Source organism: Propionicicella superfundia DSM 22317, from assembly GCF_000423465.1.
Taxonomy (GTDB): domain Bacteria; phylum Actinomycetota; class Actinomycetes; order Propionibacteriales; family Propionibacteriaceae; genus Propionicicella; species Propionicicella superfundia.
The window spans coordinates 59705-82950 of the sequence record NZ_AUIA01000013.1 but is presented as its reverse complement, the minus strand read 5'-3'; the positions used below and the strand labels follow the sequence as shown (position 1 = coordinate 82950).

Below are 23246 nucleotides of genomic sequence, written 5' to 3'. Positions count from 1 at the left end.
GACGGATGGCTACCACTCTTGACCGTAACGAGCGACCGGCCAACGTTGCTGGTCACTCGCCGTCGGGCGGGGTATCCCTCATTCCCATCACCACGCCAGCTTCGACGGAGCAGTCGATCGTGAGCAGGCCTCGGTAGAGATGGTCGACGCCGGTAGCGGTCATCGTCCAAGGAACGGCGACCTGCTGGACCGACATGCCAAATGAGCACGGTCCCGTCCAATCGGTCCTCCAATGAGAGGTTGCCCCACGCAAGTTGTACTGGTAGCACCGATTGTTGCTGAGTCGGTCAAGTCCTTCGGAGTGGTGTACGGCTGATCCTTCGGGGTTCAGGCCGTGAGGGCCTGGAGGATGGGCTGGTCGGTCACCTCCTGCTCGGTGGTGGTGGCCTGTGATTTGGCTAGGACATCGAGTCCGAGGTAGCGGCGGGCTTCGGCCCATTCGTCGTGTTGTTCGGCCAGGACGGCGCCGACGAGGCGGATGATGCTGGTCCGGTCGGGGAAGATGCCGACGACGTCGGTGCGGCGCCGGATTTCGCGGTTGAGTCGTTCGTTGGGGTTGTTTGACCAGATCTGTCGCCACACCTCTTTGGGGAACGCGGTGAAGGCGAGGATGTCGGCTCGGGCGGTCTCGAGGTGTTCGGCCGCAGCGGGCAGCTTGTTGGCCAGCGCGTCGACGATCCGGTCGAACTGGTCGTTGACCGCGTCGGCGTCGGGCTGGTCGTACACCGAATGCAGGAGTGCTTTGACCCAGGGCCAACTGCTCTTGGGGGTGGCCGACATCAGGTTCGCCGCGTAGTGGGTTCGGCAGCGTTGCCAGGCGGCGCCGGGCATGGTCGCAGTGATCGCGGCGACGAGGCCGGCGTGGGCGTCGGAGGTGACCAGCCTGACCCCGTGCAGGCCGCGGGCGACCAGGTCCCGGAAGAACGCGAGCCAGCCGGCGCCGTCCTCGGCTGTGGTGACCTGCACCCCCAGCACTTGGCGGTGCCCGTCGGCGTCGACACCGGTCGCGACAAGGGCGTGGACGCCGACGACCCGGCCGCCCTCACGGACCTTCAACACCAGCGCGTCGGCGGCCACGAACGTGAACGGGCCGGCGTCGTCGAGGCGGCGGGTGCGGAACTGCTCGACCTGGCCGTCGAGGTCCTTGGCCATCTCCGAGACCTGCGACTTCGACAGTGTGGTGATGCCGAGGGATTGGACCAGCTTGTCCATTCGTCGGGTGCTGACGCCGAGCAAGTAGCAGGTCGCCACCACACTGGTGAGGGCTCGTTCGGCCCGTTTGCGGCGCTCGAGAAGCCACTCAGGGAAGTAGGTGCCGGTCCGGAGCTTCGGGATCTCGAGCTCCAGGGTGCCGGTGCGGGTGTCGAAGTCGCGGTGCCGGTAGCCGTTGCGCCGGTTCGACCGCTCCGGTGAGCTGGTGCCGTAGGCGGCGCCGCACACCGCGTCGGCCTCCGCCGACATCAGCGTGTTGATGAAGGTGGTCAGCAGCTCGCGCAACAGATCAGGGCTGGCCTGGGCCAGCTGTTCCTCGATCAGCCGCGCGCCATCGATACTTGGAGTGACGGTCATCGTTGTGTCCTTCTTCGAGTCGGTTGTGAGAGATCACTCGAAGGATCACGCGGTGGCCGTCGCCTACATCACAACGACACGCTCGCCGCCGAATCCGTACACCACTCTGATGGACTCCACTGCTGAGTCTTGTACTGGTAGCACCGATTGTTGCTGAGTCGCGTATTCATCAGATGTCGACTGCTGTTTCGCCTTGTGGCGGAGGCTGATGCATCCGGCGATTGATCAGCCTGTGCTGTATAGTTCAGTGCATGCTGACTATTGCTTCTCGACTCGACGTCATGAACCGGCTCGGCCGGGCCATGGCGGATCCGACGCGTTCCCGGATCCTGATGACCCTGCTCGAGGGACCGAGCTACCCGGCGGTGCTCTCGCGTGAGCTGGAGCTGGCTCGCTCGAACGTGTCGAACCACCTCACCTGCCTGCGCGACTGCGGCATCGTGGTCGCTGAGCCGGAGGGTCGCCAGACTAGGTATGAGATCGCTGATCCGCACCTCGCGGCCGCTCTCATCGCGCTGGTGGATGTGACTCTGGCTGTCGACGAGCACGCTCCGTGCGTGGACTCGTCGTGCACCGTTCCGGGTTGCTGCGGAGCGGGAGCAGACGCGTGAGCGCGGCATGCGGCTGCGAGCACGAGCCGACGACCACGGCAGTCGATGAGAGCGAGGAGAAGGAGCGGCCCTGGTGGAGGGACCGCGGGATCATGGTGCCGGTCTTCTCCGGTGTCGCGTTCCTCGCTGGTCTGATCCTTGAGTGGTCCGGCATGGAGATCCCGGCACTGGTGCTGTTCTGGGTCGGCTTGCTGCTGGGCGCGTCGACGTTCACGCCGGGCGCGATCCGGAAGCTGTTCAAGGGCAAGCTGGGCATCGGGCTGCTGATGACGATCAGCGCGGTCGGCGCAGTCGTCCTCGGCTACGTCGAAGAGGCTGCGGCGCTGGCGTTCCTCTACTCGATCGCAGAGGCGCTGGAGGACAAGGCGATGGACCGCGCCCGCGGCGGGCTGCGAGCGCTGCTGAAGCTGGTCCCCGACACCGCGACCGTGCGCCGCGACGGCGCTTCGGTGGAGATTGCGGCGAAGGACCTCGCGGTCGGGCAGGTCATGGTGGTTCGTCCCGGCGAGCGGATCGCGACCGACGGAGTCGTCCGTGCGGGGCGCTCCAGCCTGGACACCTCGGCGATCACGGGCGAGTCGATCCCGGTCGAGGTCGAGCCCGGCGACGCCGTGTCGGCCGGCGCGATCAACAGCGCCGGTGCGCTGGAGGTCGAGACGACGGCGGCGGGCACCGACAACTCGCTCACGACCATCGTGGAGCTGGTGGAGCAGGCGCAGGCGGAGAAGGGCGAGCGAGCGCGCCTCGCGGACCGGATCGCGCGCCCGCTGGTCCCGGGCGTGCTGGTCCTCGCGGCCCTGGTCGCCCTGGTCGGCTCGCTGTTCGGGGACCCGGAGCTGTGGATCACCCGAGCCCTCGTCGTCCTCGTCGCCGCCTCCCCGTGCGCGCTGGCGATCTCGGTGCCGCTGACGGTGGTCGCGGCGATCGGCGCGGCGAGCAAGTTCGGCGTGATCATCAAGTCCGGCGCGGTGTTCGAGCGCTTCGGCACGGTCCGCCACGTCGCCGTCGACAAGACCGGCACCCTCACCCGCAACGAGCCCGCCGTCACCGCGGTCCTCGCCGCGGACGGCGTGACCGACGCCCAGGCGCTGGCCTGGGCGGCCGCGCTGGAGCAGCACAGCACGCACCCGCTGGCCGCGGCGATCACCGCCGCAGCCCCCGGAGCCCAGGCTGCGGAGGGCGTGACCGAGCAGGCCGGGCACGGCATCGAGGGCAAGATCGACGGGACTCGGATCACCGTCGGCAGCCCCCGCTGGCTCGACGCCGGGGTGCTCGGCGACCAGGTCGCGGGCCTGGAGGAGCAGGGCATGACCGTTGTGATCGTGCACCGCGACGGGGCCCCTGTCGCCGCGATCGGCGTCCGCGACGAGCTGCGTCCCGAGGTCCCCGAAGTGGTGCGGACTCTCGCGGCGCAGGGCGTCGGGGTGACGATGCTCACCGGCGACAACGCCCGCACGGCACGGGCGCTGGCAGCGCAGGCCGGTATCAGCGACGTGCGCGCGGAACTGCGTCCCGAAGACAAAGCGACCGCGATCGGGGAGCTGTCAAAGGCGGGGTCGGTTGCAATGATCGGCGACGGCATCAACGACGCCCCCGCTCTGGCCGCCGCGGACATCGGCATCGCGATGGGCGCGACCGGCTCGGACGCGGCGATCGAGTCCGCCGACGTCGCGTTCACCGGCCACGACCTCCGCCTCATCCCGCGCGCGTTCGACCACGCCCGCCGCGGACGCCGCATCATCAACCAGAACATCGTCCTGTCGCTGCTGATCATCACCGCGCTGCTGCCGCTCGCGCTGTTCGGCGTCCTCGGACTCGCCGCTGTGGTGCTGGTCCACGAGATCGCCGAGGTCGTCGTGATCCTCAACGGACTCCGCGCCGCCCGCACGCGTACCCCACGGCTGGAGAGCTGATGCTTGCGACCATCGGCTCAGCGATCGGCTTGTTTGCTGCGACCAACATCGATGACATCGTCGTGCTGACCGTGCTGTTCCTGGCCTCTAGCCGAGGGAAGCCGCGACCGTGGCAGATCGTCGCAGGCCAGTACCTCGGGTTCATCACCCTCGTCGTGATCAGCGTGATCGCCGCGCTCGGCCTGACCATCGTCCCCGAGGAATGGGTGGGCTTCCTCGGCCTGATCCCGCTCGGCATCGGCATCTGGACCCTCGTGCGGGGCCTGCGACGCAACGGTGACGACGATGACGACGACGAGAAGATCACCGCGGTCGGGCTGTGGGGCGTCGCCGGGATCACGATCGCCAACGGGGCCGACAACATCTCCCTCTACACGCCGATCTTCCGCACCAGTTCGCCCGGCGACGTCGTCGTCATGATCGCGGTGTTCCTCGTCCTCGTCGCCGTCTGGTGCGCTGCTGGGCGCCTGATCGGAACCCACAAGGCCGTCACCGAAACGCTTGAACGCGTCGAGCACTGGCTCGTACCCGTCGTGTTCATCGGCCTGGGCCTGTTCATCCTGATCGATTCCGGCGTCATCGTCCGCCTCGTCGAGGTCCTCGCATGACCCCGGACGCGGCTGCCGATGCTGAGCTGACGTCGGGAGAGTGGCAGCAGAGGGGGCGTTGGCGGCTCACGGCGGGGGCACTCGCGCTCGGCGGGCTCGTCCTCCTGATCGATCAGGGGACGAAGGCATGGGCGGAGGCCACGCTCACAGTAAGTGAGCGCCTCCCGCTGATCGGCGACCTGCTGGGCCTGCAACTCGCTTACAACCCCGGCGCGGCGTTCTCCTTCGGTGAGGGTTCCACCTGGGTGTTCGCGCTGGTGGCCGTCGCGGCCACCGTCACCGCGATCGTGTTCGCGTTCCGTGTCCGACACCCCGGGTGGGCGATCGTGATCGGCGCGCTTGGCGGGGCCGCCGCCTCCCACGCCGGCGACAGGCTTTTCCGTGCTCCAGGGTTCGCCCAGGGGCACGTCGTGGACTTCCTCGCCTACGGGAACTGGTTCATCGGGAACGTCGCCGACGTCGTGATCGTCACCGCCGCGATCGCCGGAGCGCTTCTGATGATCCGCGGCAACGAGAACTGAGAGGACCATCATGGAGATCATCCTGCAGTATTTCAACGGCTGCCCCAACTGGGAGGTGCTCGACCAGCGGCTCGCTGAAGTAGTCAACGACCGATCCGATGTCAGGGTCATACGTCAGCTGGTCGAGACCCCCGAGGACGCCGTGCGCCTCGGGTTCCACGGCTCCCCAACCGTGCTCGTCGACGGCATCGACCCGTTCGCCGACGAGCGTACCCACGTCGGGCTCGCCTGCCGGATGTTCCGCACGCCAGCTGGGATCGCCGGGTCGCCGACCGTCGAGCAGTTGCGCGAAGCGATTTCCGGCCCGGGCGCTGACGTGTGATGCTCGTTCAGGCGTGGTCGGAACGGAGTGCCGGATAGTCGGACCAGTCACCGCCGGCGAGACGCGACCATGCGGCGGCGGACGAGGTCGTGATGCCGAGGAGATCCGAGACGATCCGGGGATGCATTTGCCGGGTGAGCTCGATGAGCGCTGTGGTGCGTGCGCTTCCCGCGAGCAGGCCTTCGGCGCGAAGACGACGGCTCAGCGGGCCCGGGGCGAGGTGATTGCCTGGGTTCCGGCCGGGGAACAGCCATCCTTCAGGATGGTGCTTCGCGGCGTCGGCGAGATCGCTGATGGCGTCGCCAAGGATCTCGGGGAGCCCGATCGGCTCGGCCCCGACGGTCAGCGTGACGGGCCGCGAGCTCGTATCGATCTGTGTCCGGGTGATCGTGACGATGCGGGTCAGCTGGATGCCGTAGAGCAGTACGAGGAGCCCGGCTGCCCGGGTCTTCGGGTCCATGCCGGCATCCGACAGGAACTTGCGAGCCATCTGCCATCGGTGGTCGGAGGCGTAGCTTCGCCCTTCGAGGCGATGGGCTCGGAACTCGACTCGGAGGGTGCTCATCCGGTGCCGTCGTAGCCAGCGAGTGAATGGTGCCAGCGCGTCACGCTGGCTCGGTGAATCAGTCAGATATGCGTCGAGCCGGCGCTGCGGATAGGTTGCCAGCGTCTCTTGCTGTGACCGAATCTCTCGAAGAAGCGCGGCGCAGTACTTCAGCGCGGCCCGTTGCCTTTGGAAGCCAGCGGCTGGACTCGATGTACTGCGGGGTACCGCTCGGAAAGCCCGGGTGGACCGGAGGAGCTCCCAGGTGCAGTACCGGCGCAGGACCAGCCGGTCCTCGGCATGTTCGATGCCCGCCAACCATCCATCGAGCCAGTGGTCGAAGCGCGTGCCTTCGACATCGATCTCCGGAAGCACTCCTGAGCGGACCAGAAGCGAGAGGAGGAACGCTACCGACTGTCCCGACCGGGCTCGGGTGATGATCGCCTCGGCGGTGAGTGGCAGGGTTCCGTCCGCGATCTCGCGGAGCACCATCGCGCACTTGCTCTTGTGCATCCAGCGTTCGAGCGATGCGGCTTTGCTGTGGTGCGTGAGCAGATAGTCCGCAAGGGGGTGGAGGTCCGCGCGGATCTCTCCCGCGTCGTCGGCGAGCAACTGCTGGATCGCGACGGGCCGGCGGCACTCGACGCAGAGATGATGCTTGCGGATCTCCTCGATCGAGCCACACCCAGGGCAGGCCATCGTCACCGGAGCGCCCGCGCAGTCGGCGCAGAACTTCTGACCGTTCATGAAACCGGTCAAGAACACCCTGCGCCCGCACTCGGGACAGGGCTGCGGTCTACGCATCGCGTAATAGCAGCGTGCGCATACCCGTCGCCCGTCAAGGTGGGAGGCGACCCGGCCAGGTTCTCCGCAGAGACCGCAGGTCTTGATCGGTGCGGTATAACAGGCCAGGCAGACGAGTTCCGGGCGGCGGACGATGATGGTCGCGTGCTGCCTGCACCGCGAGCAGTCACCGAACGATCGAGGGTCGGCTCGCCAGCATTCGCGGCAGAAGCGCTGTCCGTCGATCGTGCGCTGCACGGGTCGGACCCGGCCACAGGAAGCGCAGGAGACGGACCTGGCGTTCCGCTCGCAACGAGAGCAGTGCCGACCACCGCTCGGCGTCTTGTGGGGCATTCTCACCGAGCGGCCGCAGGACTCGCACGTCGGCAGCACTACCCGGTCTGCTCCTTCTTCTACCAGCGCGCGGGCCAGATCCTGGACGGTCACCGGCACATTCGCATGCCGCACCTCGAGGACCCCAGGCTGCTTGATCAGCGCGAGCTCAAGAAGCCGCTGCGTGAGGGGCACTGGCGCAACCGAATGCACGATCTCAGCGAGACGCTCGGGCAAGATCTCGGGAACGAGGGGACGCACGAGGTCGATAACTTCCGTGACTCTCGGCTGCTGCGGAGGCTTGGCCACCGTGGCTACTTCGTACGCGGACGGCGGATGGTTGCGCGGACAGGACGGAGATCACCGATCGACCCGCGCGTCGCTTCCTCGCCCACGGCCACCGGGGTCGATGCCTCTCGGCGAGCGATTGTCACGAGATCGTCGAGTGAGCACTCCAGCGCATCGCACAACGCCGCCAACACGTCGAGACGCACCCGCTGAGGCGGTTGCGTCACCAGCCGATACACCTGCTCCCTGGACAGGTCGATCCCGCGTTCCTCGAGCAGTGGCTTCAGCTTGGAGGTCTGGAAGATCCCGCGCGAAGCCATCACTCTGCGGAGATTCCATCCGGTGTCGAGCTCAACGGTCATCAGCTTCTCCTTCGATGAGGGCCTTCAGTGCTTCCGCGAGCACCCGGTTCTTGTAGTCCGAACTGACGGAGGCGTAGATCGAGGTCGTCGAGGCGTGCATGTGCCCGACCTGCTCCTGGACGAATCGATCGGCATAGCCGAACTCCAGCAAATGCGTGACGTAGGAATGCCGGAGGCTGTGCAGCGTCAGATCCTTCGACAGGCCGGTGTGTACAGGCGCCGAACACCCTCGACGAACGCATACACCCCGACCGCTAGCAGGACCGCGGCCTGGGCGCCAGCGGCCAGGACTTCGGCGCGCCGCCAGCCCCAGGTGCGTTCGGGGGTGGGTGGCCGCAGGGCGAGGTTGGTGGCGATGAGCGCCATCAGCAGCCCCGACGCGGCCGTGAGCATGTAACCGGCGTCGACCAACAACGCGAGGCTGTTGGTCCACCACGCGCCGATGACCTCGGCGACCAGGATGGCGGCAGTGATCCCGACCGCGATCGTGAGCTTGCTGCGATGGGTGCCCTGCGGCGCGTGGACGTGGTCGGCGCTCATGCTGGTGCTCCGTCCAGGGCGGGCGTCAGGGCAGGTGCGTGAGCTCGGGTCCGCCAGCCTTGCTGTGGATCAGGGGAGACCACGAGCGAGCGTCCTGTCCCCGGAGGGGCCGGCGGTGACTGCGGCGGGCGATGTAGTCGAAGCCGATCTCGTCGACCAGGGCTCGGATTTCCTCGGCGCTCACGGCCTCCGCGGGGGCGATCGTCAGGGACGATTCACCCGCAGGCTCAAGGTCGACGGTCACCTCCCGAACCCCGGGCTGTTGTCGGACGCGCTCCATGAGCAGGACGAGGCAGTCCGGGCAGGTCAGACCGCTCACCCCGAAGGTGCTGACTCTCCTGATCGTAGTCCTCGTCACGGTGCGCTCCTTGGGTAGTTCGTGGCATGCAGGGGTGCGGGTCGGCGCCCCCCCGGCAGGGTTCAGCGTTGGTCGTTGAGGATCCGTCGGCGCTGCTGGTAGTCGTCGGGTTCGATCTCCCCGCGAGCGAGGCGTTCGTCCAGCAGCTCCAACGCGGTCGGCCGCTCGCGCTGGGGCCTGGGCGCCTCGACGCGGCCGATCCTGCTGATGGACCACACCAACAGAGCGATCAGGACGACGAGGATGAGCGTGCTGATCCCCATTCCCAACCACATCCCCCAGCCGCTGTTGTCTCCCCACATCATTATTGGTTCCCTTCTTGAGCTGGCCTTAGGGCCAGGGTGGTGCGTGAACGGCGTGCGGCCCGTCTGCGGTCGGTCAAGATCGCTACAAGGTCGGCGGCGCAGCGTTCGCGCCCGTTCACAGGCGGCTGGTGGCTTCGTGCAGGAGCTCGACGGGGTCGAGCCACATGGAGGGGTAGTTTCCCTCCCAGACCTGGTTGCCGTCGGCGTCGATCAGGACGAAGCCGTGCCCGGGCAGGCCGGGGTGCATGCCCTTGTCGAGGGTGTCGTAGGCCTTCGAGACCGTGCCGTCGTCCAGCAGGTAGGGGGTGGTGACGCCGAAGCGGTCCAGGTCGGGCTGGATCTGGGCGGCGGTGTTCATCACGATGGGGAGCACGGTGATGCCGGCTGCGGCGAAGCCCGGCTCCTGCTCGATGAGGGCCATCTGCTGGGTGCAGGAGCCGCAGCCGGCGCCCTCGCTGAAGTAGAGGATCACGGGTCCGCCGCGGTAGTCCGACAGGGACACGGTGGTGCCCGCGGTCGTCGGCAGGGTGAACGCGGGCGCCTGACCGGACGGGCCACCCTCAACCGGCCGGGCACTCCACAGGCCGAACCCGACGAGGGCGACGATGAGCGTGGTCAGCAGGGCCGTTGCCGCCCTGAACAGGCGGCGACGCTTGGTCTCCTTGGCTGATTCGCGTGCCCGTTGGTCTCGGAGCTGTTGCCGGCGGTTGGTGGTGGTTCGCTGGTTGGTGGGCATGGTCGTCAGTTCCTTGCGGTGTCGTGGTCGGCGATCGGGTGGTCGGCGTCGGTCGTGCTGTGGCAGTGCGGCAGGGTGGGGTCGGCGTCGACGTGCTCTTCGGCTCCCTGGCGCGCGTCGCGGCGGCGGTCGCGGAGCGTGGTCCACACGAACACCCCGGCCAGCCCCAACAAGGCGAGGCCGAGGACGGGCTCAGGGACCGGGGCAAGCCAGCCGAGGACGGCCTGCGCGGCTTGGGTGATCCAGTCGCCGGCGGCGAGCTGCACCCAGGTGCCCGACCCGGTCATCGTCGCCGTGCCAGCGAGGGTGATGACCCAGACGCCCATGATGACGAACGCGACCGCGACGAGCAGGTTGACGCTGTTGGTGTGCAGGCTGCGGCCGGCGACGGTCACCCTGATGGGCTTCGCCCGGCCCCAGCGTCGTTCGTTGAGGCGGGCGGCGTCCCACACGAGTGCCATGACGAGCAGCGGGATGACCATGCCGAACACGAACGCCAGCCCGAGGACCAGGCCGCCGAGCGGGTTGCCGGAGAGAGCGGACAGGGTCATCACGCCTGCCAGGACGGGGGCGCAGCAGCTGGACGCGATCCCTGAGAACACGCCGAGGCTGAAGAAGGTCGCCGTGTCGCCGCGGGTGGTGTCGGGGGCGCGCAGCATCGACGGCATGGACCACATCCGGCCGCTGAGGGCCAGCAGGCCGAGGCCGATCATGAGCAGGCCACCGGCCCAGTACAGGATCACGTGGTACTTGGCGATCGCACCGGCCAGCAGACTCACCCCGAGCGTGATCGGGACCAGGACGAGCGCCAGGCCTGCCGCGAAGACGAAGGTCAGCGGGAGGAGGCGCCACCGGTTGTTCTTGACCGCAGCAGCCAGGTACGACGGGGCGAGGAAGACGATGCAGCAGGGTGCGAACAGTGCCACCGTGCCCGCGAAGAAGGCGGCCAGGATGCTGCCGGTGGCCAGGAGTTCCGAGCCCATCACGAGGCCTTCCGTGCCGCGAGGGCGCGGTCGAGCTTGCGGCGCGGGAGGCGTCCGGCGCTGAGGAACGCGCCGTCGAGCAGCACGAGGGGGAACATGGCCGGGCGGTGTTGATGGAGGAGCTTCTGGCCCTGCGGTGATTCGGCGTCCACCTGGTCGAGCAGTAGCTGCCCTTGGGTCGCGCGGTTCAGGAGTTCCGTGTGGGCGTCCTCACAGAGGTGGCAGGCCTCGGCGGTTACCAGGGTGACCATGGGCGACGCAGCCCGGGCGGTCTGGTGGCCGACCCGGGCCCAAGTGTTGTTCGTCGTGTTCACGACGACCATGGTGGTTCCCCTCACCGGGGGGACCGGTCAAGGCAGCCTCAAGATCTCGTCTGGCCTGAGAACAGCATGTGCGGTCGTCCGAGGGCGAGGGGCCGGCAGCACCTGCCGGCCCCTCGCCACGGTCGGGTTCCTACGCTGATGCGAGCAATCCCTGCATCTCCTCGATCTCTGCTTCCTGGTCGGCGATGATCTTCTGCGCCAGCTCGATGGCTTGCGGGTCGCGGACGTCGGCGAGTTGGGTCTGGGCCATCTCGATCGCTCCTTGATGGTGGGCGATCATCGAGGTGAGAAACTGCCTGTCGAAGTCGGCGCCCGATAAGCCTCGCAGCTCGGCCATCACCTCTTCCTGGCTTCTCCCGTCCATGTCCATGCCCGAGTGGTCCATCCCGGGCATGTCACTCTCGGCCGGCATCGGATCCTCGCCCCACGCGGCAAGCCAGCCGCTCATGGTCTCGATCTCGGGGCCCTGGGCGGCCGAGATGCGTTCGGCCAGCGCCTTGACGTCCGCGCTCTGGGCCTGCTGGGCGGCGAGGTCGGCCATCTCGATCGCACCCTGGTGGTGCACGATCATCATCTGCGCGAACGCCGTGTCTGCCTCGTTGTGGACGGCCGCACTGTCCGGGTTCGCTGACCCTGCCGTCGTCAAGGCTGGGCCGGGAGTGGCCGCCGGCGTGGCCGAGCACGCCCCCAGCATGGTTGCCGCTACCACGACGCCCATCACGATCGTGACCCACTTCGGTGTTGCTCTCATTGTTCTCCTGTTTCTCGCAGACAATCGGCCGCACCCCCGAGGGAAGCGGGGCACCCGCCGTCTTTCAAGGCTGCGCAACGAAGCTTGGCCATACCTTGACCTAGATCGCTCGCCGGGGGCCCGGGGCGGCCCGCTCGGGGTCGTCGGCTCCTCTACCCGATCGGCGAGCCGCCCCAGCCGCGCCGGCGACGGTGAGGGCGGCCACGCCGGTGGTGAGGGGAACGCTCAGCACGAGGCCGATGCCGCTGCCGAGGGTGCGGATGATCTCCTCGGAGAACTGCTCGGTCGACAGCAGCAGGTTCAGGGGCTGCTCGTACAACGACAACAGCAGCAACAGCGACAGCGCAGCGCCGGCGTACGCGAACACGATGGTGTAGATCGTGGAGGCGATGTGGTCGCGGCCGATCCGCATCCCCGAGGCGAACAACTGCCCCCGGCTCAGGTGCGGCCCGGCGGCCCGGACCTCCCACACCGACGACGCCTGCGTGATCGTCACGTCGTTCAGCACGCCCAGGCCCGCGATCACCAGACTACAGGTAAGGATGTCAGGGAAGTCGAGGTCACCGAGCAGGTTGGTCAGCGCGAGGGTCTCCTCACTGGAGATGCCGCTCAGCCGGGCCATCGAGACGCCCAGCGCGCCGAGGCCGGTGGTCACCAACAGGCTCAACCAGGTGCCGACGAACGCTGACGTGGTCCGCCACGACACCCCATGGGCCAGATAGAGCACCACGAACATGATGGCGGTCGACCCCACGATCGCCACCCACACAGCCGGCTGTCCCGACGTGAGGGCCGGGATCATGAACCCGAACAGCACCACCCCGGACACCACCAGCCCCAGCAGCCCGAAGAAGCCCTTCCGGCCGGCGACGACCAGCACCGCCACCACGAACAGGATCGTGAAGATCGCCAGGACCGGGATCCGGTCAACCGTGATCAACGACCATCCCCCGGGCACCCCCTCGGTGGCGCCGACCTCGGCCACGTGGACGCCGTCGCCGGGCTGCAGGCCGCTCCACGCGGTCACTCCCACCAGCTCCACGTCCACGAGTTCGCCCGCCCGGCGGTCGAGTTCGACCTGGGCGACGAGGCAGGCGTGTTGGACGCCGGCGTCCGGCCCGGTCGGCGGGGCGTCCGGGGCCGCCGGGCACGGCTCGATCGCGGTGATCTGCCCGCGCACGGGCACGATCCCCTCGGTCGTCAGCACCGAACCCTCCGGCAACACCCGCTCCGTGGGCCACAACCACACCAAGCCCGCCATGGTGATCGCCGCCACGACGGCCAACAGCACTAGTGTCGCGAGCGGGCCGTCCGGGAGACGCGCACGTCGGCGTCCACCCCATCATGCCCGTGGTGGTGATGGTGACCCCCGCTCATGGGGTGGCCACCGGAGGGACGAGGCGAGGTGTGGTCACGATCGTCCAGCGTGGCAGCCAGCGCATGAGCCGGAGGTCAAGGCCGGGTCAAGATCTGGTCTGGTTCGTGTCTGGGTGGTGCCCGTCGTGTTCCTCCAGCGGCTGGCCGGTGGGGCCAGTGGTCGCCGCGGGCTGGGGTGCGACGGGTGTCGGGTTGAGGGCGGGCCCGATCACGAACGCGGACAGTGTGAACAGGCTGGTGAAGGCGATCGCCCCCAGCGCTGGCGCCTTCCAGGTGCCGAACCGTTTCCGGAGGCGGTTGAGCATCGGGATGCTGAGCAGCATCCCGGCTGCGTAGAGCACCGTGTTGCCCACGACGCCGGTCAGGAGGGCGGCGCCGGCGAGGAACCCGACGTGGTGCAGGACATGCGGTGCGAGCCCGAGCAGGGCCCCGAACGTGGCTCGGGTGGCCGCCCACGCCCCGGCGGCGCGGGCCCGCCACGGGGTGGCCGCGGTGACGCTGTCGGCGGCCAGAGTAGATGCCGGGGGGTCGGTCAGGCTGGTGTCCATACCGTCGAGGGTGCGTGACGTCGGTGTGGTGTCGGCCCGGCTCTGGTCAAGATCCGACCAAGGGATGAAAGCGCCTGCGCGGCGAAGGCGTCAGCGTGAGCGCCGTGATCCAGAGCGCGGCGGCCACGGTCGCGGTGACCTCCAGGGGGGTGGCGAGCCAGCTGGCGGTGGTGGTCCCGGTGCGCAGGCCGAGTTGCACCACTCCAACGGCGGGACCCGGTTCGGTGACCTTCACGGTGACCCGACCGGTGGGATCGATGAGTCCGGTGATGCCGCTGGTGGTGACGACGAGGGTGTCGCGGCGCAGTTCCGCTGCCCGGGCCCGGGTGATGGCGAACTGTTGCTCGATCTGGGCGGTCCCCTGGTACATGGCGTTGTTGCTTTGCACGATGACGGCCTGCGCGGTGGCGAGGTCGTGCACGACGGGGTCGAAGGCGACGTCGAAGCAGGCCAGCACGCCGAGGCTGATCGAGCGTCCGTCGGGGAGCTGTACGTCGAGAAGACCCGGATCAGTGCCGGCCACGGACTGGGCGCCGACGTAGCGCAGGGCAGGGATCAGCGGCAGCAGCACGTCTCGGAACGGGATCCATTCGCCGAACGGGACGATCGAGCGTTTCTGATAGGTGGGCCCGATCCGGCCGTCGGGTTCGCGCCATTGGGCGGCGGTTCGCCGCTGGCCGGGTCCGGGACCGTCAAGGATGGCGCCGACCAGCACGGGACGCCCCACGGCCGCGACGGACTGCTCGACGAGCTGGCCGGTGCGCTGGTCGGTGTCGGGGTCGAGGTCGGTGGCGTTCTCGGGCCACACGACGAAGTCGGGGGCCGGCAGGCGGCCGGCGTCGATCGCGGCGGCCAGTTCGCGGGTGGCCCGTGCTTGGTTGGTGGTGATGGTGCGAGGCGGGCCGAGGCCGTAGACGCCGCCGCCGGGTGCGCCACCCTGGACCCAGCCCGCGGTGACGACGCCGTCAGGGGGCGGGGTCGGGGTCACGGTACCGGCGGTGGCGGCGCCGGTGACGACGACCAGCCACGCCGCGGACCAGGCCAGGCGCCGCCTGGAGGGCCCCAGCAGGATCCAGGCGCCCAGCTGTCCCGTGAGGACCACGGAGAAGCTGACGCCGGCCACCCCGATGAAGGGGTACAGCCCGGCCAGGGGCGAGTCGATCTGGGTGTAGCCGAGCCGCAGCCAGCCGAAGCCGCCGAACGGGACGCGGGCGGCGAGGAACTCCACGCCCAACCAGGCCAGGGCTGCCAGTACGGGCCAGCCGCGGCTCCGGCCGGCGGCGCGGACCAGCACGGCCGTGACCGCAGACCAGCTGGAGGAGAGCAACAGCAGCCCTACCAGGGCGGCCGGGTGGATGGCGGCCATCCAGCCCAGGGTTGGTCCGGACAGGCCAAGGCCGTAGGCCAGCCCCACGGCAGCCGCAGCCCGGAGCGACGTGCTCCGGTGCACGGCGACGGTGAGCACCATGACGCCGAGGGTTGGGGCGAGCCACCAGCCCAGCGGTGCGACACCCGTGCCCGTCACCAACCCCGCCGCCCCGCCCACGACCAAGGGCGCCCAGTGACGCGGCCACCGCTGCCGGGCCCACGCCGCGTCCCGTGCGGTCCGCAGGGTCGTCATCGCCGGCGAGGCCAGTCCACCGAGCGAATCACACGCGCGCCGGCTCGACCGGGAGTGCGGCGGCGGGCTCGGGGGTCCGCTGCCGGCGGTCGACCGCGATCAGCATGACGCCGGCGATGATGCTGAGCACGCCGAACAGTTGCGCTTCGGTAAGGCCGAGCAGGACGCGGTCGTTGACCCGGACGATCTCGACCAGCAGTCGCGCGGCCCCGCTCAGGGCGAGGTAGCCGCCGAACACCGACAGCGGCAGCCAGCGGCGGGCCAACAGCCAGAGCACGGCGGCGATCGCGAACGCGCCGGCAGCCTCGTACAACTGGGCCGGGTGAACCGGGACGGTCACCGGCACCACGCCGTCCGGGAAGGCCATCCCCCAGGGCAGGTCGGTCGGCGTGCCGTAGGTGCCATCGCCCGCCAGGAAACAGCCGATCCTGCCGATCCCGTACGCCACCGACAGCGGGAGCGCGGTCGCGCCGGCCACGCTGGCCAGAGGCAGCCGGTAGCGGCGGGTCAGGACGACGACGGTGAGGATGCCGCCGATCAGCCCGCCGTACCAGACGAACCCCGAGCTACCGAGCAGGTGCCAGCTGAACTGGGCACGGTTGTCGATCAGGAAGTACACCTTGGCGGCCACGAACCCCCACACCGCCGCCCACAGAACCAGCGAGTGCGCCTGCTCCACCGGGAAGCCGAGCCGGCGGAAGGCCCGGCCGAGCAGCCACGCGGCGACCAGCGCCGCGAGCGCCTTGCTCACCCCGTACGACTGGATCTGGATTCCGAACACTGAGAACAACACCGGCCACACGGCGAGACTCCTCCATCAAGCGACGCACCCGCGTGGCACGCCGGCTCCCACTGTCGCGGGCCGGGGTCAAGGGCCCCCTGAGCGGCAGCCAAGATCACGTCAAGAAGCCGATGAAACTGGGCGGGGGTGCCTGGCGAAAACCTCAAGATTCGGCCAAGAACCCCGATCCGGGGCTCGACGCCGCGAAACCCCGGTGGGTAGCGTCGATGCCCATCCTCACACCTGAGGCGAACAACCAAGGGAGGCATGATGGAACACACGAACCTGACCCGACGGGTGGCGTCCGGCTTGACTGCGCCCTGCTGGCGACCGGCGCCCTGACCGGGGTGGCGGTGGCGGCCGCACCACCGGCACAGGCGAGCGCACCGGCGTCGTCCGATCAGGCGGCCCGGTTCGAGGTCGACTTCCTGACCGGGATGATCGACCACCACCACATGGCGGTGATGATGGCCGAGATGTGCGTCGAGAAGGCGGTCCACGACGAGCTCGCAGCGACGTGTGAGTCGATCGTGGCCACCCAGTCGGCCGAGATCGCCACCATGCAGCAGTGGCTGCAGGACTGGTACGGCATCAACCACGAGCCCGACATGACCGGGATGCAGTCGATGCACCGGTTCCACGCCCTGGACGGCGAGGAGTTCGAGGTCGCGTTCCTGCGGTCGATGATCCGCCACCACCGGGGTGCGATCCGGGAGGCCGAGAAGTGCCTGGCGAACGCCGAGCACGACGAACTGCTGACCCTGTGCACCGACATCCGAGACGCCCAACTGGCAGAGATCGCCCAGATGCAGGACTGGCTGCAGGAATGGTACGACCTGCCGGGCGGCCGACCGGTCGGCACAGCCTGATCGAGGCCCTGCCCCCGCGGGCGGCCCGACGGAGGCGTGACGCGCAAGGGCGGGGGGTCGCGTTCGCGACCCACCCGCCCCTCTTCACACGCAGGACCAGCTTCAAGTGCGGAGCAGCCGTTCGACGGCCCGGAGGGCCTGCTCCACCTGTTCGGTCTGCTCGTCGGCCAGGGTGGTGGCTGCCCCCCGCTGCAGGCAGTCGCGGAGGTGTTGGTCGACCAGCATCAGGGCTGCGGCTTCGAGGGCGTGGGTGACTGCGGCCACCTGGGTGAGGATCTCGATGCAGTCGGCGTCGCCGTCGACCATCCGGGCGATCCCGCGGACCTGTCCCTCGATGCGCCGCAGCCGGCCCAGCAGGGCACGTCGGGTCCGTGGGCCCGACGCGCTCCGCTGGGCTGCGGGTGTTGCAGCGCCCGGGTCAGTGGTGGCCGGCGCCGGAGGGTCCATGCGCGTAGCGGTGGGGGTCGGTGTCGAACGCCGCTGCGCAGTGGGTGGAGCAGAAGTGGATCGTGGTGCCGTCGTGGTCGCGGGTGGCGGCAGCGTCAGCGGGGTTGATCTTCATACCGCACACGGGGTCGACGACCTTGGCGGTGGTGGTGTCTTTCTTCTTGCCGAACAGGCTGAACATGGTGGTTTCCTTTCGTTGGGTGTGGTGTGAGGCTTCGACGCTGCCGCCCACCTCGACGAGCGGGTCGACGTCCGCCACTCGGGTGGTGGCAGCCAGTGGACGGGGGGTGAACCGGCGGAGCCGGTTGGCGTTGGCAACCACCGACAGCGACGACAGTGCCATCGCGGCTGCGGCGATGATCGGGCTGAGGGTGATCCCGAACGCCGGATAGAGCACGCCGGCGGCGATCGGGATGCCCAGGATGTTGTACAGGAACGCGAACACCAGGTTCTGTTTGATGTTGCGCATGGTGGCCCGGGACAGGTCGACAGCGGTCACTATGCCCACCAGTGCCCCCGAGACCAGGGTGATGTCGGAGGACTCGATCGCGACGTCGGTGCCGGTCCCGATCGCCGACCCGACGTCGGCCTGGGCGAGGGCGGGGGCGTCGTTGATGCCGTCGCCGACCATGCCGACCACCTTGCCGTCGGCTTGCAGGCGCCGGACCTCGGCGGCCTTGTGGTCGGGCATGACCTCGGCGACGACGCGGGTGATGCCGACCTGGCGGGCGATCGCGGCGGCGGTGTGCCGGTTGTCGCCGGTCATCATCACGACCTCGATGCCGCGGGCCTGGAGGGCTGCGACCGCCGCCGGGGCGCCTTCCTTGAGGGTGTCGGCTACAGCAACAACGCCGGCGGGGTGTCCGTCGACCGCGACCAGCATCGCGGTCTTGCCTTCGGCGGCCAGCCGGTCGTGGGCGGCGAGCAGGACGGCCGCGTCCACCCCGAACGCGTCCAGCAGCCGACGGTTGCCGACCAGCACGGGCCGCCCGTCGACCCGCGCCATCACCCCTTGGCCGGTGACGGACTCGAACCCGTCGACCTCGGGCACAGCGAGCCCGCGCTCGGTCGCCCCGGCCACGATCGCGGCCGCCAGCGGGTGCTCGGAGGCGCGCTCGACCCCGGCGACAGCGGCCAGGAGGCGGTCCTCACCGCCGTCGGTCACGGGGATGACGTCGGTGAGGGCCGGGACGCCGCGGGTCAGGGTGCCGGTCTTGTCGAGGATGATCGTCTGCAGCTTGTGGGCGGTCTCGAGCGCTTCGGCGGAGCGGATCAGGATGCCGTGCGCGGCCCCTTTGCCGGTGCCGACGGTGATCGACATGGGAGTGGCGAGCCCTAGGGCGCAGGGGCAGGCGATGATCAGCACCGACACGGCGGCGACGAGCGCGAAGATGAACACCGGCGGCGGGCCGACGAGCACCCAGGCGACGAAGGTCCACACCGCGATCACGATCACCGCGGGCACGAAGTAGCTGGACACCTGGTCGGCGAGCCGCTGGATGGGCGCCTTGGAGCCCTGGGCTTCGCGGACCAGCCTGATGATCTGGGCCAGCATCGTGTCGGCGCCGACCTTGGTGGCCCGGTAGCGCAGGGCGCCGGTGGTGTTGATGGTGGCGCCGATCACGGTGTCCCCGACGGACTTGGTGACCGGCATGGACTCGCCGGTCACCATGGACTCATCGATCGAGGAGGAGCCGCTGGTCACCTCGCCGTCGACCGGGAGCTTCTCCCCGGGACGGATCAGCACGATGTCTCCGACCCGCACCTCGTCAACGCCGACCTCGAGTTCGGCACCGTCGCGTTCGACGCGCGCGGTGCGGGGCTGCAGCCCGATCAGGGCACGGATCGCCTCACCGGTGCCGGCCTTCGCTTTCGTCTCGAGCAGCCGCCCGAGCAGGATGAGGGTGATGATCACCCCGACGGCCTCGTAGTACACATGCCGCAGCGCGTCGGGCAGCAGCCAGGGCAGGAACGTGACCACCAGGCTGTAGCCGAAGGCGGCAAACGTGCCCAAGGTGATCAGCGAGTTCATGTCGGCGGTCCGGTGCGACAGCGCCTTCCAGCCGGTCCGGTGGATCGGCCAGCCGGTATAGAACATCACCGGAGCGATCAACGCCAGCTGTAGCCACGGGTTCATCAGGAACTCGGGAACCCACATCGCCTGGAACAACTCCACCGCCATCACCGCGACCAGCACCGGCGCCGACAGCACCGCACCCACCAGCAGGCGGCGGGTCAAGTCGCGGATCTCGGCGGCACGCTCAGCCTCCTCCGCCTCCGCGTCGGGGGCGGTGCCGCCGGCCGCGGTCGTTCCGTCCACCGGCCGGGAGGCCTGCTCCACTACGGTGCCGCCGCCTTGGGTATCGGCCGGGGGGCTCCCGCTGACCCGGACCACCCCGGACACCATGTTCATCCCGCACGCAAAGCGGTACTCCCCCGTTTCGGTGGGAAGGAACTCGACCGCCGTGGTCCGGAACGCCGGCAGCGCTGCGTTGACCTTGAAGTCGGGCATGACCACCCGCGAGGTGCACTCCCCGCTCTCCTGCCGGTCGAACAGGAGCCTGACCGGTACGCCCGGGCGGACGCCCTCGATCACGTCCGGGCTGTAGCCACCGTCCACGGTGACCCGCACCACCTGGACGCCGTCCTCCAGGCTCACCTGTCCGGCCCGCTTCGGACCGAAGAAGAACCACCACAACAACCCGGTGACGACCACCGCGCCGCCGATGACGAGCCAACTCATCCCAACCACCTCACCCTGTCCTGATACCCCCCAGGGGTACCGCTTCTGGTGTCAGGTTAGGTGGGTCTCGTGTCCGGATCGGCAGGATCGGATCAAGGTCGCGTCAAGATCCCGACGCAGCCTGCGCGGCCGGGGTGCCTGGTCGGCGGTGGTGCTCGTCAGGAAGCCGCAACCGCTTCAGCAGCAGGGCGTTGACAGCGACGATCAGGCTGGAACCGGACATCGACAGCGCAGCGATCTCTGGCCGTAGGGTCAGCCCGACGCCGGCAAACACGCCGGCCGCGATCGGCAGGGCGACCACGTTGTAACCGACCGCCCAGCCCAGGTTCTGCCGCATCTTCCGCAGCGTGCCACGGCCGATGGTCAGGGCGGTCGGCACGTCGAGGGGGTCCGACCGCATGAGGACCAGGTCGGCCGTCTCGATCGCCACATCGGTGCCCGCCCCGATCGCGACCCCCACGTCAGCCTGGGCCAGAGCAGGGGCGTCGTTGACACCATCACCGACCATCGCCACCACCCGCCCCTGGCGTTGTAGATCGGCCACATGGGCGGCCTTGTCGCCGGGCAGCACGTCCGCGATCACCGTGTCGATCCCCAGCTGGGCGGCGATCCGCTGTGCGGTCGCCTGATTGTCCCCGGTCAGCATCACCACCTGCACGCCCTGGTCGTGCAACGCCGCGACCGCCCGGGCGGAGGTCTCGCGGGGGGCGTCCGCCAACCCGATGACCGCCACGATGCGGCCGTCCACCGCTCCGAACACGGCGGTCTGGCCCTGGGCGGCGACCCGCTCGCGGATCGGCCCCGCCGCCGACAGGTCGACACCGAGGGACTCCATGAGCCGCCGGTTTCCGACCGCAACGTCCAGTCCGTCGACGACGGCGGTGGCCCCGTGGCCGGGCACGTTGCGAAACTCGGCAGCCTTACGGGTCGCGACGCCGAGGGCGTCGGCATGGGTGACCACGGCGGCCGCGAGCGGGTGTTCGGATTCGCGCTCCACCGCCGCGACCAGGTCGAGGTGGGGGTCGCCCCCGACGGCGATGACCTGGGTCACCTCGGGTTCGCCGCGGGTGAGCGTGCCGGTCTTGTCCATCACCACCGTGTTGACCTTCGCGGAGGTCTCCAGGGCGGTGGCGTTCTTGAACAACACTCCTCGCTTGGCGCCCAGACCGGTGCCGACCATGATCGCGGTCGGCGTCGCCAGTCCGAGGGCGTCGGGGCAGGTGATGACCACCACCGTGATCGCGAACAGCATCGCCGTCTGGACCGACGCGCCGGCCAGCAGCCAGGCCCCGAACGTGAGCCCTCCTCCGATGATGGCCACCAGCACCAGCCAGAACGCCGCCCGGTCCGCGAGCCGCTGGCCGGGGGCCTTCGAGTTCTGCGCCTGCTGCACCAGCGCGACGATCTGCGCCAGGGCGCTGTCCGCGCCCACCTTGGTGGCCTCCACCCGCAGCGTCCCCGTGGTGTTGATCGACGCCCCCACCACCGCTGAACCGACCGTCTTGTCGACCGGCAAGGACTCCCCGGTCACCATCGACTCGTCCACCTCGGAACGGCCCTCCCGGACGACGCCGTCGACGGGCACCTTCGCGCCGGGACGGACCAGCACCAGGTCGCCGACCAGCACCTCGCTGGTGGGCACGTCGGCCTCGACCCCGTCACGAATCACCGTCGCCATCGGCGGCGCCAGGTCCAGCAACGCCCGGATGGCGTCGTTCGCGCCGCCGCGGGCCCGCATCTCGAACCAGTGCCCCAACAAGACGAACGTGGTCAGCACCGCGGCCGCCTCGAAGAACACCTCGCCACCACCGGTGAGCGTGACGTACAGGCTGTACAGCCACCCGGCGCCGATCGCGATCGCGACCAGCACCATCATGTCCAGCGTCCGGTTCCGCAGGGCGCGGAAAGCCCCGTCGAAGAAGATCCAGCCCGCGTAGAACACCACCGGCAGCGACAACACCAGGGCGAACACCTCGTCCCGCAACCCGAACGGCGCCGGCAGCCCGAAGCCGAGCATGTCGCGTCCCATCGGGGAGAACAACGTGATCGGCACCGACAGCACCGCCGCGACCAGGAACCGGTTGCGCATGTCGGCGACCATGGCGTCCATCGACATCCCCCCATGACCGCCATGACCCATCGCGTCATGCGGCGAGATCACCACCCCCGCGGCGTGGCTCGCCGCCTGGTCGTGCCCCCCATGACCGTGCGGCACCGTGGTTCCGGGGCCGCCGTGCCGCGCGTGGGCGTCCGGGGCTGCGTGCCCGCCGGGATGACCTGGCGGTTCGATGCGGGGAACGCACACGTGGGTGGGCTGTGACTCGCCGGCACAGTGGTAGCCACACTCGCGCACCCAGCCCTGAAGTTCGGCGACGTCGGTCCGCGTCGGGTCGAACGTGACGGTCGCCGTCTGGGAGATCGCGTTCGCGTCGACCGCCAGCACGCCTGGCCGGGTCAGGAGGGTCTGTTCGACGCCGTGGGCGGTGGTGGCCCAGTGCAGGCCACCCACGTGCAGCACGACCGACTCGGCGGTGGAGTTCAGGTTCATCACATTCTCCTGTCAGGGCGGACGGGCGTGGGGGTGCCGGGGTCAATGCTTGTGGCCGCCAGCGGAGCCCTGGTTCATGAACAGCATCATCGCGCCCATCATCGCCATGCACAGTACGGCGTAGCCGATGGCGCCGAACCCGGCCGCCCCGGTGGCGACGAGGAATCCGACGACGGCCAGCATCGGGGCGCACATCAGCAGGTGCATCCACCACCGGTGCCGCACGGGCTGGGCCGTAGGGGCCGGCTGCCCAACGGGCGGTGCCGGGGTGGTCGGCGCGAACGGGTCGGCGGCGAACCGGTCGTACGGGTCGCTGCCGGCCGGCGGGATGGCGCGATGGTCGGTGTGGTCGTGATTCATGGCAGGGGCTCCTTGGCGTTGGTCGGATCGTTACACCAGCAAGGCTGGTCGACGAAGGTCGGGTCTGGTTGTGGGAACCGTCAAGGTCGCGTCAACGATCCG

The 23246-nt window shown here is 69.3% G+C and carries 25 protein-coding genes; 6 read left to right on the top strand and 19 right to left on the bottom strand.

Annotation, left to right across the window (positions count from 1 at the left end):
• Positions 1-327: 327 nt before the first annotated feature.
• On the bottom strand, positions 328-1569 hold the full coding sequence (locus G555_RS0102110) for an IS256 family transposase (RefSeq protein WP_028707593.1): 1242 nt from the start codon (positions 1567-1569) through the stop codon (positions 328-330).
• Between the two features lie 251 nt (positions 1570-1820).
• On the opposite strand from G555_RS0102110, the gene cmtR reads away from it, so the two are divergent.
• The 5 genes from cmtR to G555_RS0102085 are packed head-to-tail and all read left to right on the top strand — an operon-like array spanning position 1821 to position 5544.
• Positions 1821-2180 (top strand): Cd(II)/Pb(II)-sensing metalloregulatory transcriptional regulator CmtR, encoded by a 360-nt coding sequence (gene cmtR / locus G555_RS0102105; RefSeq protein WP_028707592.1) that lies wholly within the window; start codon positions 1821-1823, stop codon positions 2178-2180.
• Positions 2177-4093: a heavy metal translocating P-type ATPase gene (locus tag G555_RS0102100; protein WP_028707591.1), complete on the top strand. Its 1917-nt coding sequence runs from the start codon at positions 2177-2179 to the stop codon at positions 4091-4093. The genes cmtR and G555_RS0102100 overlap by 4 nt, the downstream gene beginning before the upstream one ends.
• A complete protein-coding gene (locus G555_RS0102095) occupies positions 4093-4701 on the top strand; it encodes a cadmium resistance transporter (protein ID WP_028707590.1) in 609 nt (202 codons plus the stop codon). The genes G555_RS0102100 and G555_RS0102095 overlap by 1 nt, the downstream gene beginning before the upstream one ends.
• On the top strand, positions 4698-5222 hold the full coding sequence (locus G555_RS0102090) for a signal peptidase II (RefSeq protein ID WP_028707589.1): 525 nt from the start codon (positions 4698-4700) through the stop codon (positions 5220-5222). Before G555_RS0102095 ends, G555_RS0102090 begins: the two co-directional genes overlap by 4 nt.
• 10 nt (positions 5223-5232) lie before the next feature.
• Complete coding sequence (locus G555_RS0102085) at positions 5233-5544, top strand: thioredoxin domain-containing protein (protein WP_026936351.1); 312 nt, start codon at positions 5233-5235, stop codon at positions 5542-5544.
• A gap of 7 nt (positions 5545-5551) precedes the next feature.
• On the opposite strand, the gene G555_RS0102080 is transcribed toward G555_RS0102085, so the two are convergent.
• From G555_RS0102080 to G555_RS0102020, 14 genes are all read right to left on the bottom strand, one after another.
• Positions 5552-7513: a hypothetical protein gene (locus tag G555_RS0102080; protein WP_211223144.1), complete on the bottom strand. Its 1962-nt coding sequence runs from the start codon at positions 7511-7513 to the stop codon at positions 5552-5554.
• Between the two features lie 5 nt (positions 7514-7518).
• The gene (locus G555_RS0102075; protein WP_026936353.1) at positions 7519-7854 is read right to left on the bottom strand and encodes a helix-turn-helix domain-containing protein; all 336 of its coding nucleotides are present in this window, start codon (positions 7852-7854) and stop codon (positions 7519-7521) included.
• Positions 7844-8005 carry a hypothetical protein gene (locus tag G555_RS21650; protein ID WP_211223152.1) on the bottom strand — a complete coding sequence of 54 codons (162 nt, stop codon included), beginning with the start codon at positions 8003-8005 and terminating at the stop codon, positions 7844-7846. The genes G555_RS0102075 and G555_RS21650 overlap by 11 nt, the downstream gene beginning before the upstream one ends.
• Before the next feature lie 35 nt (positions 8006-8040).
• Complete coding sequence (locus G555_RS17350) at positions 8041-8394, bottom strand: cation diffusion facilitator family transporter (RefSeq protein ID WP_084634532.1); 354 nt, start codon at positions 8392-8394, stop codon at positions 8041-8043.
• Between the two features lie 25 nt (positions 8395-8419).
• Positions 8420-8752, bottom strand: coding sequence for a heavy-metal-associated domain-containing protein (locus tag G555_RS20970; RefSeq protein ID WP_051208222.1), 333 nt, complete (start codon positions 8750-8752; stop codon positions 8420-8422).
• A 62-nt stretch (positions 8753-8814) separates the two neighbouring features.
• Positions 8815-9057 carry an SHOCT domain-containing protein gene (locus tag G555_RS0102060; protein WP_028707587.1) on the bottom strand — a complete coding sequence of 81 codons (243 nt, stop codon included), beginning with the start codon at positions 9055-9057 and terminating at the stop codon, positions 8815-8817.
• A gap of 115 nt (positions 9058-9172) precedes the next feature.
• Positions 9173-9793 (bottom strand): peroxiredoxin family protein, encoded by a 621-nt coding sequence (locus G555_RS0102055; protein ID WP_028707586.1) that lies wholly within the window; start codon positions 9791-9793, stop codon positions 9173-9175.
• Between the two features lie 5 nt (positions 9794-9798).
• On the bottom strand, positions 9799-10776 hold the full coding sequence (locus G555_RS17340; protein ID WP_084634530.1) for a cytochrome c biogenesis CcdA family protein: 978 nt from the start codon (positions 10774-10776) through the stop codon (positions 9799-9801).
• Positions 10776-11099 (bottom strand): thioredoxin domain-containing protein, encoded by a 324-nt coding sequence (locus tag G555_RS17335; protein ID WP_028707585.1) that lies wholly within the window; start codon positions 11097-11099, stop codon positions 10776-10778. The genes G555_RS17340 and G555_RS17335 overlap by 1 nt, the downstream gene beginning before the upstream one ends.
• Positions 11100-11229: 130 nt before the next feature.
• Complete coding sequence (locus G555_RS0102040) at positions 11230-11850, bottom strand: DUF305 domain-containing protein (RefSeq protein ID WP_028707584.1); 621 nt, start codon at positions 11848-11850, stop codon at positions 11230-11232.
• A gap of 100 nt (positions 11851-11950) precedes the next feature.
• Entirely contained in the window at positions 11951-13126 is a 1176-nt protein-coding gene (locus G555_RS17330) for a YibE/F family protein (RefSeq protein ID WP_245581175.1), read from the bottom strand.
• A gap of 187 nt (positions 13127-13313) precedes the next feature.
• Positions 13314-13775, bottom strand: coding sequence for a hypothetical protein (locus G555_RS22745; protein WP_051208216.1), 462 nt, complete (start codon positions 13773-13775; stop codon positions 13314-13316).
• Positions 13776-13821: 46 nt separating this feature from the next.
• On the bottom strand, positions 13822-15396 hold the full coding sequence (gene lnt, locus G555_RS17320; RefSeq protein ID WP_051208214.1) for an apolipoprotein N-acyltransferase: 1575 nt from the start codon (positions 15394-15396) through the stop codon (positions 13822-13824).
• A 28-nt stretch (positions 15397-15424) separates the two neighbouring features.
• The gene (locus G555_RS0102020; protein WP_028707583.1) at positions 15425-16198 is read right to left on the bottom strand and encodes a prolipoprotein diacylglyceryl transferase; all 774 of its coding nucleotides are present in this window, start codon (positions 16196-16198) and stop codon (positions 15425-15427) included.
• A gap of 206 nt (positions 16199-16404) precedes the next feature.
• Here G555_RS0102020 and G555_RS21645 point away from each other — a divergent pair, with 206 nt between their 5' ends.
• Positions 16405-17046, top strand: coding sequence for a DUF305 domain-containing protein (locus tag G555_RS21645; RefSeq protein ID WP_169337846.1), 642 nt, complete (start codon positions 16405-16407; stop codon positions 17044-17046).
• Positions 17047-17148: 102 nt separating this feature from the next.
• On the opposite strand, the gene G555_RS0102010 is transcribed toward G555_RS21645, so the two are convergent.
• From G555_RS0102010 to G555_RS0101995, 4 genes are all read right to left on the bottom strand, one after another.
• Complete coding sequence (locus G555_RS0102010) at positions 17149-17493, bottom strand: metal-sensitive transcriptional regulator (protein WP_084634522.1); 345 nt, start codon at positions 17491-17493, stop codon at positions 17149-17151.
• Positions 17465-20236 carry a heavy metal translocating P-type ATPase gene (locus G555_RS17310; RefSeq protein WP_036920695.1) on the bottom strand — a complete coding sequence of 924 codons (2772 nt, stop codon included), beginning with the start codon at positions 20234-20236 and terminating at the stop codon, positions 17465-17467. The genes G555_RS0102010 and G555_RS17310 overlap by 29 nt, the downstream gene beginning before the upstream one ends.
• Positions 20237-20339: 103 nt before the next feature.
• Entirely contained in the window at positions 20340-22784 is a 2445-nt protein-coding gene (locus tag G555_RS17305) for a heavy metal translocating P-type ATPase (protein ID WP_051208206.1), read from the bottom strand.
• Positions 22785-22826: 42 nt separating this feature from the next.
• Positions 22827-23144, bottom strand: coding sequence for a hypothetical protein (locus tag G555_RS0101995; protein WP_051208205.1), 318 nt, complete (start codon positions 23142-23144; stop codon positions 22827-22829).
• Positions 23145-23246 lie beyond the last annotated feature (102 nt).

Excerpts from the sequence above, each read along its gene's own strand:
- G555_RS0102110 (WP_028707593.1), bottom strand. The coding sequence starts at position 1,569 with ATGACCGTCACTCCAAGTATCGATGGCGCGCGGCTGATCGAGGAACAG.
- cmtR (WP_028707592.1), top strand. The coding sequence starts at position 1,821 with ATGCTGACTATTGCTTCTCGACTCGACGTCATGAACCGGCTCGGCCGG.
- G555_RS0102095 (WP_028707590.1), top strand. The coding sequence starts at position 4,093 with ATGCTTGCGACCATCGGCTCAGCGATCGGCTTGTTTGCTGCGACCAAC.
- G555_RS0102090 (WP_028707589.1), top strand. The coding sequence starts at position 4,698 with ATGACCCCGGACGCGGCTGCCGATGCTGAGCTGACGTCGGGAGAGTGG.
- G555_RS0102085 (WP_026936351.1), top strand. The coding sequence starts at position 5,233 with ATGGAGATCATCCTGCAGTATTTCAACGGCTGCCCCAACTGGGAGGTG.
- G555_RS0102075 (WP_026936353.1), bottom strand. The coding sequence starts at position 7,854 with ATGACCGTTGAGCTCGACACCGGATGGAATCTCCGCAGAGTGATGGCT.
- G555_RS17350 (WP_084634532.1), bottom strand. The coding sequence starts at position 8,394 with ATGAGCGCCGACCACGTCCACGCGCCGCAGGGCACCCATCGCAGCAAG.
- G555_RS0102060 (WP_028707587.1), bottom strand. The coding sequence starts at position 9,057 with ATGATGTGGGGAGACAACAGCGGCTGGGGGATGTGGTTGGGAATGGGG.
- G555_RS0102055 (WP_028707586.1), bottom strand. The coding sequence starts at position 9,793 with ATGCCCACCAACCAGCGAACCACCACCAACCGCCGGCAACAGCTCCGA.
- G555_RS17340 (WP_084634530.1), bottom strand. The coding sequence starts at position 10,776 with ATGGGCTCGGAACTCCTGGCCACCGGCAGCATCCTGGCCGCCTTCTTC.
- G555_RS17335 (WP_028707585.1), bottom strand. The coding sequence starts at position 11,099 with ATGGTCGTCGTGAACACGACGAACAACACTTGGGCCCGGGTCGGCCAC.
- G555_RS0102040 (WP_028707584.1), bottom strand. The coding sequence starts at position 11,850 with ATGAGAGCAACACCGAAGTGGGTCACGATCGTGATGGGCGTCGTGGTA.
- G555_RS22745 (WP_051208216.1), bottom strand. The coding sequence starts at position 13,775 with ATGGACACCAGCCTGACCGACCCCCCGGCATCTACTCTGGCCGCCGAC.
- lnt (WP_051208214.1), bottom strand. The coding sequence starts at position 15,396 with ATGACGACCCTGCGGACCGCACGGGACGCGGCGTGGGCCCGGCAGCGG.
- G555_RS21645 (WP_169337846.1), top strand. The coding sequence starts at position 16,405 with ATGCCCATCCTCACACCTGAGGCGAACAACCAAGGGAGGCATGATGGA.
- G555_RS0102010 (WP_084634522.1), bottom strand. The coding sequence starts at position 17,493 with ATGGACCCTCCGGCGCCGGCCACCACTGACCCGGGCGCTGCAACACCC.
- G555_RS17310 (WP_036920695.1), bottom strand. The coding sequence starts at position 20,236 with ATGAGTTGGCTCGTCATCGGCGGCGCGGTGGTCGTCACCGGGTTGTTG.
- G555_RS17305 (WP_051208206.1), bottom strand. The coding sequence starts at position 22,784 with ATGAACCTGAACTCCACCGCCGAGTCGGTCGTGCTGCACGTGGGTGGC.
- G555_RS0101995 (WP_051208205.1), bottom strand. The coding sequence starts at position 23,144 with ATGAATCACGACCACACCGACCATCGCGCCATCCCGCCGGCCGGCAGC.